Here is a 12,596-nt window from a genome sequence, read left to right on the forward strand (position 1 = left end):
GAATCAGAGTTTTACTACAGTTCCACCAGCAGCTTCAATAGCAGCAGTTGCAGTCTTAGAGAATGCATGAGCTTCTACTTCCAGCTTGTTAGTCAGAGTTCCGTTACCCAATACTTTTACCAACTGATTTGAAGAAATAAATCCTGCTTCGATAAAGTCGTTTACACCAACTTTTGCCAAGCTTTTAGCTTCAGCAAGTTTCTGGATAGTATCCAAGTTGATAGCTTTATATTCAACACGATTAATATTCTTGAAACCAAATTTAGGAACTCGACGTTGAAGAGGCATCTGACCACCTTCAAAACCGATTTTCTTAGAGTATCCAGATCTTGATTTAGCTCCTTTATGACCTCTTGTAGAAGTACCACCTAAGCCAGAACCAGCACCACGTCCAATTCTTTTTCTTGTCTTAGTAGATCCCTCAGCAGGTTTTAAATTACTTAAGTTCATATTGTAATTTCGTTTTATTATTCAACAAATAATTACTTAACAATGGCAACCAAGTGTTTTACTTTATCTACCATTCCAAGAATTGAAGGAGTGCTTTCGTGTTCAACCACACGGTTCAGTTTACGAAGTCCCAGTGCGTCAAGAGTTCTTTTCTGATCAGCTGGAGCACCAATTCTACTTTTAACTTGTTTAATCTTTATAGTTGACATATCTCCTCCTTATCCTCTAAATACTTTTTCAACACTAATACCTCTGTTCTGAGCAACCATTCTTGCATCACGCATTTCACTCAAAGCTTCAATTGTAGCTTTAACAAGATTATGCGGATTCGAAGAACCTTTAGATTTAGCCAAAACGTCAGTAACACCAACACTTTCCAATACAGCACGCATAGCACCACCAGCTACAACACCGGTTCCGTGAGATGCAGGTTTGATGAATACTTCAGCACCACCAAATCTAGCTGATTGTTCATGAGGAACAGTACCTTTTAAAATAGGTACTTTCACCAGGTTCTTTTTAGCTGACTCAACACCTTTAGCGATAGCAGCTGTTACTTCACCTGCTTTACCAAGTCCCCAACCAATGATACCTTCTTCGTTACCTACAACAACGATTGCAGAGAAACTAAAAGTTCTACCACCTTTGGTAACTTTAGTAACACGATTAATAGCAACTAATCTATCTTTCAGTTCTATATCGTTAGTAATCTTAACTCTATTATTAACTCCTGCCATAATGATTAAAATTTAAGTCCACCGTTACGAGCAGCATCAGCTACTTCTTTTACTCTCCCATGATACAAGTAACCATTACGGTCGAAAACAACAGTAGTTATACCTGCTTCCTGAGCCTTTTTAGCAATCATTTCACCAACTTTAGCAGCTTGTTCTTTTTTAGCGACTTTCTCAGTCAAACCTAAAGAAGAAGCAGCAGCCAGTGTCTTACCAGAAAGATCATCGATAATCTGGACATAAATTTGCTTGTTACTTCTAAATACACTCATACGCGGACATTCAGTAGTACCTGAAATTTTGTTGCGTACTCTATATTTGATCTTAACTCGTCTTTCTATTTTTGTTGTCATAATAATCTAATTTTATATGAATTACTTAGCGCCGGCTGATTTACCAGACTTTCTACGAATTACTTCGCCAACAAACTTAATACCTTTACCCTTGTATGGTTCAGGCTTACGGAAAGAACGTATTTTAGAGCAAACTTGACCAAGCAATTGTTTGTCACACGATTCCAATATAATAAGAGGATTCTTATTTCTTTCAGACTTCGTTTCAACTTTTACCTCAGCAGGTAATTGAATGAAAATATTGTGTGTATAACCTAAAGCCAGCTCAATGATGTTACCTTGGTTTGAAGCACGATAACCTACACCTACAAGTTCCAGTTCTTTCTTGTAACCTTCAGATACGCCCACAACCATGTTGTGAACCAATGAACGATACAAACCGTGGAAAGCATGTTTCTGCTTCGGGTTATCAAGCATTTCTTTATCGTTTTCTGTTAAAGTTACGTGTCCGTCTTCAATAGTAACATTGATAGCAGGATTCACATATTGGCTCATTTCGCCTTTGGGTCCCTTTACGGTAACCACATTATCCTTCAGAGTGATTGTCACTCCAGCAGGGATACTAATGGGTAATTTTCCTATTCTTGACATTCTAATTCCTCCTAATTAATATACATAACACAAGACTTCACCACCGATTTTCAGTTCTGCAGCCTCTTTGTTAGTCATTACACCTTTGGAAGTAGATATTATAGCAATACCCAGCCCATTAATAACACGCGGCATATCTTTGTAACCAGTATACTTACGCATACCCGGAGAAGATATTCTTTCTAACTTTTTGATTGCGTTAACTTTGTTAACAGAATCATACTTCAAGGCAACCTTAATAGTTCCTTGAGGACCATCTTCTACAAACTTATAATTAAGGATGTAGCCTTTTTCAAAAAGAATCTTAGTGATTTCTTTTTTCAAATTCGAAGCGGGAACTTCAACAACTCTGTGCTTTGCACCAATCGCGTTCCGCAACCTCGTTAAATAATCTGCTATTGGATCAGTCATATAAAAATAAATTAAATTAATCAGGACTACCCTGACAATATTTAAACAATAATTACCAGCTTGCTTTTTTTACGCCTGGGATCAGTCCGTTAGATGCCATCTCACGGAATTGAATTCTCGAAATTCCGAACTGACGAATATAACCTTTAGGACGACCAGTCAGTTTGCAACGGTTGTGCATACGAATTGGATTAGAATTCTTTGGCAACTCTTGCAACTTCTGTGCAGCTTCGAAAGCATCAGCAGGATCACCTGTTCTTACGATTTGCTTCAAAGCAGCTCTTTTCTCGGCGTATTTGGCTACTAATTTAGCACGCTTTACTTCACGTGCTTTCATTGATTCCTTTGCCATATCTATTAGTCTTTTTTAGCGTTTTTAAAAGGTAAACCGAATTCCTTCAGCAAAGCATAACCTTCTTCATCTGTTTCCGCAGAGGTTACAAAGGTAATATTCATTCCGAGAATTCTTGTAATACTATCGATATTTATTTCAGGGAAAATGATTTGTTCCTGAATACCAAGGGTATAGTTACCTTTACCATCAAACTTACTTTCGATACCTTTGAAGTCACGAATACGAGGAAGAGCTACACGAACCAATTTTTCAAGGAATTCGTACATTCTTTCACGACGTAAAGTTACCATAACACCAATCGGCATTTTTTTACGCAACTTAAAGTTTGCGATATCTTTACGAGAAATGGTAGCTACAGCTTTTTGACCTGTAATAGCTGTCATTTCATTGATTGCTACTTCGATAATCTTCTTATCAGCAACAGCCATACCTAATCCCTGATTGATTACAATCTTCTTAAGTACGGGTATCTGCATTGTAGAAGAATACTGGAACTGTGATTTCAATGCAGGTGCTATACGCTCTGCATATTCTTTCTTAAGACTAGCAGTATTACTCATTACTTAATCTCCTCTCCTGATTTTTTAGAATAACGCACTAAAGTTCCTTCCGAACTCTTTTTTCTCCCAATACGCGTTGCTTTACCAGTTTTTGGATCAACCGGGTTCAAGTTTGAAATGTGGATAGAAGCTTCTTGCTTCACAATACCACCTTGTGGATTCTTTGCATTCGGCTTTGTGCTTTTAGATACCATATTGATACCTTCAACAAATGCACGTCCTTCTTTAACAAGAACCTTCAATACACGACCAGTTTTGCCCTTATCTTCACCAGCATTTACGTAAACTGTGTCGCCTTTTTTAATATGTAATTTACTCATTACTTAAATCTTTTACAAATTAAAGTACCTCAGGCGCAAGTGACACAACTTTCATGTTTGTAGCACGAAGTTCTCTTGCTACAGGACCGAAAATACGACTACCTCTAATTTCACCTGCATTATTCAACAACACGCAAGCATTATCATCAAAACGTATATAAGAACCATCAGGACGACGGATTTCTTTCTTTGTACGTACAATCAAAGCCTTTGATACTGCACCTTTTTTAACATCACTAGAAGGGATAACGCTCTTCACTGAAACTACAATGACATCCCCCACTGAAGCATAACGACGACCTGTACCACCCAAAACGCGGATACACAACGCCTCTTTCGCTCCACTGTTATCACATACTGTAAGTCTGGATTCTACTTGTATCATAATTACTTAGCTCTTTCAATTATTTCTACTAATCTCCATCTTTTAGTCTTGCTCAAAGGACGAGTTTCCATGATGCTTACAGTATCACCGATATTGCATTCATTCTTTTCATCGTGAGCATGGTACTTCTTCGTTTTGCTAACGAACTTACCATATATAGGGTGTTTTTCCTTAAATTTGGCAGCAACTGTGATGGTCTTGTCCATCTTATTGCTCAACACAACCCCTGTTCTTTCTTTTCTTAAATTTCTTGCTTCCATCAAGCTGATCATTTATTGTTAAGTTCTCTTTCGCGCAATTCTGTTTTCATACGCGCAATAGTCCTGCGTAATTGTTTGATTTGAGCAGGATTTTCCAAAGGAGAAATAGAATGATTAATAACCATTTGGTTATAATTAGCTGTTTCCGCCTCTACTCTTTCTACTAAATCATTAGTAGTCATTTCTTTAATTTCTGCAATTTTCATAACACTTACGCATTTTGATTTTGAATATCATAATCACGTCTTACGACAAACTTCGTTGTAATAGGAAGCTTTTGAGCAGCTAAGCGCAATGCTTCTTTCGCGATTTCGTAAGATACTCCTTCAGCTTCAATAATGATTCTACCTGGAGTTACAGGAGCCACAAATCCCTCTGGAGCACCTTTACCTTTACCCATACGTACATCGGCAGGTTTTCTAGTGATCGGTTTATCCGGGAATATACGGATCCAGATCTGTCCTTGACGTTGCATATATCTTGTTACTGCAATACGAGCAGCTTCGATCTGACGGCCTGTAATCCACTTAGTCTCCAAAGCCTTTATGCCAAAAGAACCAAAGGCCAGCTGGTTGCCTCTCTGGGCATTACCTTTCTGACGGCCTTTTTGTTGTCTTCTGAATTTTGTCTTTTTCGGTTGTAACATAGTTTCCTAAAATTCAAATTCGTTTAGCGATTATTTTTCTTTCTTTTGAAGTTCTTTCCGCCGTTGTTTCCACTATTGTTTCCACGACCACTTTCTTTGCTTTGTGTAAAGTTCGGAGCCAATTCTTTCTTACCAAACACTTCACCTCTACAAATCCAAACTTTGATACCAAGAAGACCTACTTTAGTCAATGCTTCTGCATGACAGTAGTCGATATCAGCTCTGAAAGTGTGCAACGGAGTTCTTCCTTCTTTATACATTTCAGAACGAGCCATTTCAGCTCCATTCAAACGTCCTGAAATCTGAATTTTGATACCTTCAGCACCCATACGCATTGTGTTTGCGATAGCCATCTTGATGGCACGGCGATAGGCAATTTTACCTTCAACCTGGCGAGCGATGTTGTTAGCAACAATCACAGCATCCAGTTCCGGTCTCTTCACTTCAAAGATATTGATTTGAATATCTTTGTCGGTAACCTTCTTCAACTCCTCTTTTAACTTATCAACTTCTTGGCCACCTTTACCGATAATAATACCCGGGCGAGCAGTGCAAACAGTAATAGTAACGAGCTTCAGCGTACGTTCAATTACGATTCTTGATACACTTGCTTTTGCAAGTCTTGCATTAAGATATTTACGGATTTTGCTATCTTCCAGCAAAGAATCACCGTAATCATTTCCACCATACCAGTTAGAATCCCATCCTCTGATAATTCCTAAACGGTTGCTTATTGGATTAACTTTTTGTCCCATCTACCTTAATTTTGATCTTCGTTATTACTTTTAGCACCAACGAACAATGTTACGTGATTTGAACGTTTGCGAATTCTATAACCTCTACCCTGTGGTGCCGGTCTCATCCTTTTGAGTGTAGCTCCACCATCAACAAAAATCTGTGTTACGAACAACTCACCGCTTTCTGCTTTACGTTCGTTTTTCTGTTCCCAGTTAGCAATTGCAGAGCGAAGCAATTTTTCCACTCTTGCAGCAGCTTCTTTTGAAGAAAATTTCAAAACACCAAGTGCTCTGTTCACTTCCATACCACGGATCATGTCTGCAACCAGACGCATCTTACGTGGAGAAGTAGGAACATTTTGCAATTTTGCAAAATACATGGTCTTAAGGGCTTCTTTTCTTTTTTCAGCCGATATTTTTTTTCTTGCTCCCATTATTATTTATTACTTTATTATTTCAAATAAATCCTGTTATCTTTTCTTGTTACCAGCGTGTCCTCTGAATGTACGAGTTGGAGCAAATTCGCCCAACTTGTGTCCTACCATATTCTCGGTAACATAAACAGGAATAAATTTATTTCCATTGTGAACTGCAACTGTATGGCCTACAAAATCAGGCGAAATCATTGAAGCTCTGGCCCAAGTCTTTACTACGACTTTCTTACCTGATTCATTCATGGCAAGAATTCTCTTTTCAAGCTTAACGTTAATATATGGACCTTTTTTTAATGAACGACTCATAGTTTACTCAATTAATCAGATTACTTTTTTCTTCTCTCAATAATGTACTTAGACGATTGTTTCTTAGGAGCTCTAGTCTTAAGTCCCTTAGCATACAATCCCTTACGTGATCTTGGGTGACCTCCGGAAGCACGTCCTTCACCACCACCCATCGGGTGATCAACCGGGTTCATTACAACACCACGGTTACGAGGACGACGTCCTTGCCAACGAGAACGTCCTGCTTTACCTGAACTTTCCAATCCATGATCAGAGTTACCTACACTACCGATAGTAGCTTTACAAGTGCTAAGAATCTGTCTAACCTCACCTGAAGGCAACTTGATTACACAATACTTACCCTCACGAGAAGTCAACTGAGCAAAGTTACCAGCTGAACGAACCAGAGCAGCACCCTGTCCCGGACGTAATTCGATATTGTGAATCACAGTACCCACCGGAATGTTTTGAAGAGGAAGAGCATTACCAATCTCTGGCGCTGCTGTTTCACCTGACATCAGAGTCGCACCAACTTGCAATCCATTGGGAGCAATAATATATCTTTTTTCTCCATCAGCATAAAATAACAGAGCGATACGAGCCGAACGATTCGGGTCGTATTCGATTGTTTTAACTACTGCTGGAACACCGTCCTTATTTCTCTTGAAATCAATAATTCTAATCACCTTTCTATGACCGCCACCAATGTAGCGCATAGTCATCTTACCTTCGCTGTTACGACCACCAGATGATTTCTTACCATATACAAGAGACTTTTCTGGTACTGATGCAGTAATTTCTTCGAAAGTACCAATAATTTTATGTCTTTGCCCCGGTGTTGTGGGCTTAAATTTACGTACTGCCATTTTTATTAAATATTGCTATAAAAATCAATAGTATCTCCTTCTTTCAATGTCACGATTGCTTTTTTGAAAGCATTCGTACGACCATTGATGATACCTGCTTTGGTATAACGGCTCTTATTCTTGCCAGCATACTTCACAGTATTCACATCAACTACAGTAACATTATAAAGAGCTTCAATTTCCTTCTTAATTTCCAGTTTGTTAGCTTCAGGACGTACAACAAAGCCGAAACGATTCAGCTTATCTGTGATTGCAGTCATTTTCTCTGTTACCAACGGTTTAATAATAATTCCCATTATTTAAGCCTCCTTTTTAAATTAAGATATTGTCAATAGCCTTCAGAGAGTTTTCTGTAAGCACAATAACCCCAGCATTCAATACTCTGTAAGTATTTAATCCTGAGATAGTCTGTACATTAGCACCCTCGATGTTACGAGCTGACAAATATACGTTTTTATTTGCTTCCGGTAAAATTACAAGTAGCTTTTTATCGGAAACTTTAAGATTTTTTGTCATTGCAACGAAATCTTTTGTCTTAGGAGCTTCAAATGTGAAATCCTCAACGACAACGATTGCATCGTTTTGAGCTTTATAAGACAAAGCTGACTTACGAGCCAGTGTCTTAACTTTTTTATTCAACTTAAAGAAGTAGTCTCTTGGTTTCGGACCGAAAACACGAGCACCACCTACAAGAACAGGTGAGTTCATATCACCACGGCGCGCTCCACCGCCACCTTTCTGACGACCGATCTTACGAGTTGAACCACTGATTTCACTTCTTTCTTTTGACTTATGAGTACCCTGACGCTGATTAGCCATAAATTGTTTTACGTCCAAATAAATAGCGTGGTCGTTGGGCTCAATTCCGAAGATAGATTCGTTTAACGTAACCTTTCTCCCAGTGTCTTCACCTTTAATGTTATATACGTTAACTTCCATTATTTCTCAATTAATACGATTGAACCTTTGCAACCCGGGATAGAACCTTTAACCAAAAGAAGGTTATGATCCGCGATTACTTTTAATACCTGCAAGTTTTGTACAGTGACTCTGTCACCACCAAGTTGTCCACCCATGCGCATTCCTTTGAATACTTTTGCAGGGTAAGAACAAGCACCGATAGAACCCGGTTTACGAGCGCGATTATGCTGACCGTGAGTAGCTTGACCCACACCACCAAAACCATGTCTTTTTACTACACCCTGAAAACCCTTACCCTTAGAAGTACCAACAACGTCAACAAAGCTAGCGTCGTTAAACATTTCTACAGTAATGGTATCACCCAAATTCAACTCTGTTTCAAATTCTTTGAACTCAGCCAAGTGTCTCTTCGGTGTTACTCCTGCTCTTTTAAAATGTCCCATCAACGGTTTAGTTGTATGTTTTTCCTTTTTGTCCTGGAAACCCAACTGAACAGCTGCATAGCCATCTTTTTCTACAGTTTTAACTTGAGTAACAACACAAGGACCTGCTTCGATAACAGTGCATGGTACATTTTTACCATCGGCACTGAAAACGGATGTCATTCCGATTTTTTTTCCTAATAATCCTGGCATTTCACTAATTTTTAATTATCAAACTTTAATTTCTACTTCCACACCACTTGGCAATTCCAACTTCATCAAAGCATCTACTGTCTTAGCTGTTGAGCTATAGATGTCGATTAATCTCTTATAAGAAGAGAGTTCAAATTGCTCACGAGACTTTTTATTTACGAAAGTCGAACGGTTCACAGTAAAGATACGTTTGTGCGTAGGCAGAGGTATTGGACCGCTAACGATAGCACCTGTAGCTTTTACAGTTCTTACAATTTTCTCAGCTGACTTGTCAACCAAGTTGTGGTCGTAAGATTTCAATTTAATTCTAATTTTCTGACTCATTATTTTTTTTAATTAATACATTTATAATAAGATAAAGCGGCAGGCTAAGAGTCATTCGCTAGCCTGCTACTTTAGATATTTTAGAGTAAATCAGCGCGTCCTTTTACTTCTTCCAATACAGCCTTAGCAATAGAAGAAGAAAGCTGAGCGTGATGAGAGTAGGTCATTGACGAGGTTGCACGACCAGAAGTAATAGTACGTAAAGCTGTTACGTAACCAAACATTTCCGCCAGTGGAACCATCGCTTTCACGATACGAGCGCCAGAGCGGCTAGATTCCATACCTTCAACCTGTCCACGACGTTTGTTCAAGTCACCGATAACATCACCCATGTTTTCTTCCGGAGTTACAACTTCCAGTTTCATGATAGGTTCCATCAAAACAGGACCTGCCTTAGCACATGCATTTTTATAAGCCTGCATTGCACAGATTTCAAATGACAACTGGTCAGAGTCAACCGGGTGGAATGAACCATCAACCAAAGTCACTTTCAATGAATCCAATGGGTAGCCTGCCAAAACACCACTCTTCATAGCATTTGTAAAGCCTTTCTGAACTGCTGGGATAAATTCCTTAGGAATATTACCACCCTTCACTTCATCAACAAACTGCAAACCACCTAAAGTGAAATCCGCATCAGCCGGACCAATGTTCACAATGATATCAGCAAACTTACCACGTCCACCAGACTGCTTCTTGTACACTTCACGCAAGTTAACTGTCTTCGTGATAGCTTCCTTATAGTTAACCTGAGGCTTACCTTGATTACATTCTACCTTGAATTCACGTTTCAAACGGTCAATGATAATATCCAAGTGAAGCTCACCCATACCAGAAATAACTGTCTGACCTGTCTGTTCGTCTGTTTTCACAGTAAATGTCGGGTCTTCTTCAGCCAATTTAGCCAAACCGTTAGACAGTTTATCCATATCTTTCTGAGTCTTAGGTTCTACAGCGATACCAATAACCGGTTCCGGAAAGTCCATAGACTCAAGTACTATCGGAGCTGTTTCATCACACAAAGTATCCCCAGTACGAATATCTTTAAAGCCTACACCTGCACCAATATCACCAGCACCGATTACTTCAACCGGGTTCTGTTTGTTGGAGTGCATCTGGAACAGACGAGAAACGCGTTCTTTCTTACCAGAACGAGAGTTGTAGATATAAGAACCTGCTTCAATTTTACCAGAATAAACACGGAAGAAAGTCAAACGACCTACATATGGGTCAGTTGCGATCTTAAACGCCAAAGCAGATGTTTTTTCATCATCACTTGGTTTACGATCCTCTTCAGCTCCCGTATTAGGATTTGTACCTATTACGTTCTCTGTATCAAGTGGAGAAGGCAAGAAAGCACAAACATAATCAAGCAATGTCTGAACACCTTTGTTCTTAAAAGAAGATCCGCAAAGCATAGGAACTACAGCCATCTGAACTGTTGCATTACGAAGAGCTCTCAATACTTCTTCTTCAGTAATAGTAGAAGGATCATCGAAATATTTCTCCATCAAAGCATCATCAAATTCTGCTACTTTTTCAAGCATCTTATCTCTCCACTCGTTAGCTTCATCGATAAGTTCTGCAGGGATTTCCTCAATACTGTAGTCAGCCCCCATTGTTTCATCATGCCAATAGATAGCTTTCATTTTGATAAGGTCAACAAGACCTTTGAAAGATTCTTCAGCACCGATAGGAACAACAATCGGACACGGATTAGCTCCAAGAACATCCTTCATCTGACGAACTACTTCAAAGAAGTCAGCACCAGAACGGTCCATCTTATTAACATAAGCAATACGAGGAACGTTATATTTATCAGCCTGACGCCATACAGTTTCTGATTGAGGCTCAACACCACCAACAGCACAGTAAGCAGCTACAGCCCCATCAAGGATACGCAATGAACGTTCTACCTCTGCGGTAAAGTCAACGTGTCCCGGAGTGTCAATCAAGTTAATTTTATAAGTATCACCAGCATATTTCCACCTTGTTGTTGTAGCAGCGGATGTAATAGTGATACCACGTTCTTGCTCCTGTTCCATCCAGTCCATAGTAGCAGCACCATCATGAACTTCACCAATTTTGTGAGTCAATCCAGTGTAGAACAGGATACGTTCAGAAGTAGTTGTTTTTCCGGCATCAATGTGAGCCATGATACCGATATTACGAGTTAAATGTAAATCATGTTTAGCCATCTTCTAATTCCTTTACTTTAAGTTTATATTAGGTTTCTTACAGTATTAGAATCTAAAATGAGCAAATGCACGGTTAGCTTCTGCCATTCTGTGCATATCTTCTTTACGTTTGTATGCACCGCCTTGTTCATTGAAGGCATCCATAATTTCAGCAGCCAACTTGTCAGCCATTGATTTACCACCTCTTTTGCGAGCAAACAGAATCAAATTCTTCATAGAGATTGATTCTTTACGATCCGGACGGATTTCAGTAGGAACTTGGAAAGTAGCACCACCTACACGGCGAGACTTTACTTCCACTTGCGGAGTTACATTATCCAAAGCCTTTTTCCAGATTTCGAGAGCTGATTTTTCTTCGTTAGGAAGTTTTGCTTTCACTGTTTCCAAAGCGGCATAAAAGATTTCATAAGATGTATTTTTCTTTCCATCATACATCAAGTGGTTCACGAACTTGGAAACCTTTTGGTCATTAAACACAGGATCCGGAAGAATCAGGCGTTTTTTTGGTTTTGCTTTTCTCATTTGTTTGAAAAATAATGTTTTTGTTCTTGGTTGTCTACTTCTTGACTTCTTCAACTCTCCCTCCGGAGAATTTACTCAACCTTTAGCATTTCCAACAAACTAAAACGTAAGTTATTACTTTAATTTTAATTAGGTCTTAATCCTTATTTTTTCTTACCCTTAGCAGGAGCAGCAGCTTGTCCTGGTTTCGGACGCTTAGCACCATATTTAGAACGTCTTTGAGTACGACCAGCAACACCTGCTGTATCAAGTGTACCACGTACAATGTGATAACGCACACCCGGAAGGTCTTTTACACGACCACCACGTACCAAAACGATTGAGTGTTCCTGCAAGTTGTGTCCTTCTCCCGGAATGTATGAGTTCACCTCTTTTTGGTTAGTCAAACGTACACGAGCTACTTTACGCATTGCAGAGTTCGGCTTCTTCGGAGTAGTAGTGTATACTCTCACGCAAACGCCACGTCTTTGAGGACATGAATCCAAGGCTGGAGATTTACTTTTCTCCACCAGCACTTCGCGTCCTTTTCTTACTAATTGCTGAATTGTAGGCATTTTAATTGTTTTTTGATTTATATTATTGTTATATTAATTTCGTAACTATACATTT

24 protein-coding genes are annotated in these 12,596 nt (G+C 39.1%); all 24 read right to left on the bottom strand.

The window, feature by feature from the left end; translation table 11 throughout:
* Positions 1-3: 3 nt before the first annotated feature.
* The 24 genes from rplO to rpsL all read right to left on the bottom strand — a co-directional run bounded on the left by rplO (position 4) and on the right by rpsL (position 12,541).
* Positions 4-450 (bottom strand): 50S ribosomal protein L15, encoded by a 447-nt coding sequence (gene rplO, locus INE92_RS16245; RefSeq protein ID WP_008023042.1) that lies wholly within the window; start codon positions 448-450, stop codon positions 4-6.
* A 32-nt stretch (positions 451-482) separates the two neighbouring features.
* Positions 483-659 carry a 50S ribosomal protein L30 gene (gene rpmD / locus INE92_RS16250; protein ID WP_004296332.1) on the bottom strand — a complete coding sequence of 59 codons (177 nt, stop codon included), beginning with the start codon at positions 657-659 and terminating at the stop codon, positions 483-485.
* A 9-nt stretch (positions 660-668) separates the two neighbouring features.
* Positions 669-1,187 carry a 30S ribosomal protein S5 gene (gene rpsE, locus INE92_RS16255; protein WP_004296333.1) on the bottom strand — a complete coding sequence of 173 codons (519 nt, stop codon included), beginning with the start codon at positions 1,185-1,187 and terminating at the stop codon, positions 669-671.
* A gap of 5 nt (positions 1,188-1,192) precedes the next feature.
* Positions 1,193-1,537 carry a 50S ribosomal protein L18 gene (gene rplR, locus INE92_RS16260; RefSeq protein ID WP_004310883.1) on the bottom strand — a complete coding sequence of 115 codons (345 nt, stop codon included), beginning with the start codon at positions 1,535-1,537 and terminating at the stop codon, positions 1,193-1,195.
* Between the two features lie 21 nt (positions 1,538-1,558).
* Complete coding sequence (rplF, locus tag INE92_RS16265) at positions 1,559-2,128, bottom strand: 50S ribosomal protein L6 (RefSeq protein WP_004310884.1); 570 nt, start codon at positions 2,126-2,128, stop codon at positions 1,559-1,561.
* Between the two features lie 15 nt (positions 2,129-2,143).
* Complete coding sequence (rpsH, locus tag INE92_RS16270) at positions 2,144-2,539, bottom strand: 30S ribosomal protein S8 (RefSeq protein ID WP_004296336.1); 396 nt, start codon at positions 2,537-2,539, stop codon at positions 2,144-2,146.
* A gap of 52 nt (positions 2,540-2,591) precedes the next feature.
* Entirely contained in the window at positions 2,592-2,891 is a 300-nt protein-coding gene (gene rpsN / locus INE92_RS16275; protein ID WP_004310885.1) for a 30S ribosomal protein S14, read from the bottom strand.
* Between the two features lie 5 nt (positions 2,892-2,896).
* Positions 2,897-3,454: a 50S ribosomal protein L5 gene (gene rplE, locus INE92_RS16280; RefSeq protein WP_004310886.1), complete on the bottom strand. Its 558-nt coding sequence runs from the start codon at positions 3,452-3,454 to the stop codon at positions 2,897-2,899.
* Positions 3,454-3,774 (bottom strand): 50S ribosomal protein L24, encoded by a 321-nt coding sequence (gene rplX / locus INE92_RS16285; RefSeq protein ID WP_004296339.1) that lies wholly within the window; start codon positions 3,772-3,774, stop codon positions 3,454-3,456. The genes rplE and rplX overlap by 1 nt, the downstream gene beginning before the upstream one ends.
* Positions 3,775-3,793: 19 nt before the next feature.
* The gene (rplN, locus tag INE92_RS16290) at positions 3,794-4,159 is read right to left on the bottom strand and encodes a 50S ribosomal protein L14 (RefSeq protein ID WP_004296340.1); all 366 of its coding nucleotides are present in this window, start codon (positions 4,157-4,159) and stop codon (positions 3,794-3,796) included.
* A 2-nt stretch (positions 4,160-4,161) separates the two neighbouring features.
* Positions 4,162-4,431, bottom strand: coding sequence for a 30S ribosomal protein S17 (rpsQ, locus tag INE92_RS16295; RefSeq protein ID WP_004296341.1), 270 nt, complete (start codon positions 4,429-4,431; stop codon positions 4,162-4,164).
* A complete protein-coding gene (gene rpmC, locus INE92_RS16300) occupies positions 4,428-4,625 on the bottom strand; it encodes a 50S ribosomal protein L29 (RefSeq protein ID WP_004296342.1) in 198 nt (65 codons plus the stop codon). The genes rpsQ and rpmC overlap by 4 nt, the downstream gene beginning before the upstream one ends.
* Before the next feature lie 5 nt (positions 4,626-4,630).
* Positions 4,631-5,065 carry a 50S ribosomal protein L16 gene (rplP, locus tag INE92_RS16305; RefSeq protein ID WP_004291234.1) on the bottom strand — a complete coding sequence of 145 codons (435 nt, stop codon included), beginning with the start codon at positions 5,063-5,065 and terminating at the stop codon, positions 4,631-4,633.
* Between the two features lie 23 nt (positions 5,066-5,088).
* Positions 5,089-5,820, bottom strand: a complete 732-nt coding sequence (gene rpsC / locus INE92_RS16310) for a 30S ribosomal protein S3 (protein ID WP_004296343.1) — start codon at positions 5,818-5,820, stop codon at positions 5,089-5,091.
* Between the two features lie 5 nt (positions 5,821-5,825).
* Positions 5,826-6,236 carry a 50S ribosomal protein L22 gene (gene rplV, locus INE92_RS16315; RefSeq protein WP_004296344.1) on the bottom strand — a complete coding sequence of 137 codons (411 nt, stop codon included), beginning with the start codon at positions 6,234-6,236 and terminating at the stop codon, positions 5,826-5,828.
* A 36-nt stretch (positions 6,237-6,272) separates the two neighbouring features.
* The gene (gene rpsS, locus INE92_RS16320; RefSeq protein ID WP_004296345.1) at positions 6,273-6,542 is read right to left on the bottom strand and encodes a 30S ribosomal protein S19; all 270 of its coding nucleotides are present in this window, start codon (positions 6,540-6,542) and stop codon (positions 6,273-6,275) included.
* Between the two features lie 20 nt (positions 6,543-6,562).
* Positions 6,563-7,387 (bottom strand): 50S ribosomal protein L2, encoded by an 825-nt coding sequence (gene rplB / locus INE92_RS16325; protein ID WP_195436375.1) that lies wholly within the window; start codon positions 7,385-7,387, stop codon positions 6,563-6,565.
* A 5-nt stretch (positions 7,388-7,392) separates the two neighbouring features.
* A complete protein-coding gene (gene rplW, locus INE92_RS16330; protein ID WP_004296347.1) occupies positions 7,393-7,683 on the bottom strand; it encodes a 50S ribosomal protein L23 in 291 nt (96 codons plus the stop codon).
* 16 nt (positions 7,684-7,699) lie between these two features.
* A complete protein-coding gene (rplD, locus tag INE92_RS16335; protein WP_004313456.1) occupies positions 7,700-8,326 on the bottom strand; it encodes a 50S ribosomal protein L4 in 627 nt (208 codons plus the stop codon).
* Positions 8,326-8,943, bottom strand: a complete 618-nt coding sequence (gene rplC, locus INE92_RS16340; RefSeq protein WP_004313455.1) for a 50S ribosomal protein L3 — start codon at positions 8,941-8,943, stop codon at positions 8,326-8,328. Before rplC ends, rplD begins: the two co-directional genes overlap by 1 nt.
* Positions 8,944-8,961: 18 nt before the next feature.
* Positions 8,962-9,267 carry a 30S ribosomal protein S10 gene (gene rpsJ, locus INE92_RS16345; RefSeq protein WP_002558075.1) on the bottom strand — a complete coding sequence of 102 codons (306 nt, stop codon included), beginning with the start codon at positions 9,265-9,267 and terminating at the stop codon, positions 8,962-8,964.
* 80 nt (positions 9,268-9,347) lie between these two features.
* Entirely contained in the window at positions 9,348-11,465 is a 2,118-nt protein-coding gene (gene fusA, locus INE92_RS16350; RefSeq protein ID WP_004310890.1) for an elongation factor G, read from the bottom strand.
* 45 nt (positions 11,466-11,510) lie between these two features.
* Positions 11,511-11,987 carry a 30S ribosomal protein S7 gene (gene rpsG / locus INE92_RS16355; protein ID WP_004296352.1) on the bottom strand — a complete coding sequence of 159 codons (477 nt, stop codon included), beginning with the start codon at positions 11,985-11,987 and terminating at the stop codon, positions 11,511-11,513.
* Between the two features lie 143 nt (positions 11,988-12,130).
* Positions 12,131-12,541, bottom strand: a complete 411-nt coding sequence (rpsL, locus tag INE92_RS16360) for a 30S ribosomal protein S12 (RefSeq protein ID WP_002558078.1) — start codon at positions 12,539-12,541, stop codon at positions 12,131-12,133.
* Positions 12,542-12,596: the final 55 nt, after the last annotated feature.

Origin of the sequence: Bacteroides xylanisolvens (assembly GCF_018289135.1) — a bacterium.
GTDB lineage: Bacteria > Bacteroidota > Bacteroidia > Bacteroidales > Bacteroidaceae > Bacteroides > Bacteroides xylanisolvens.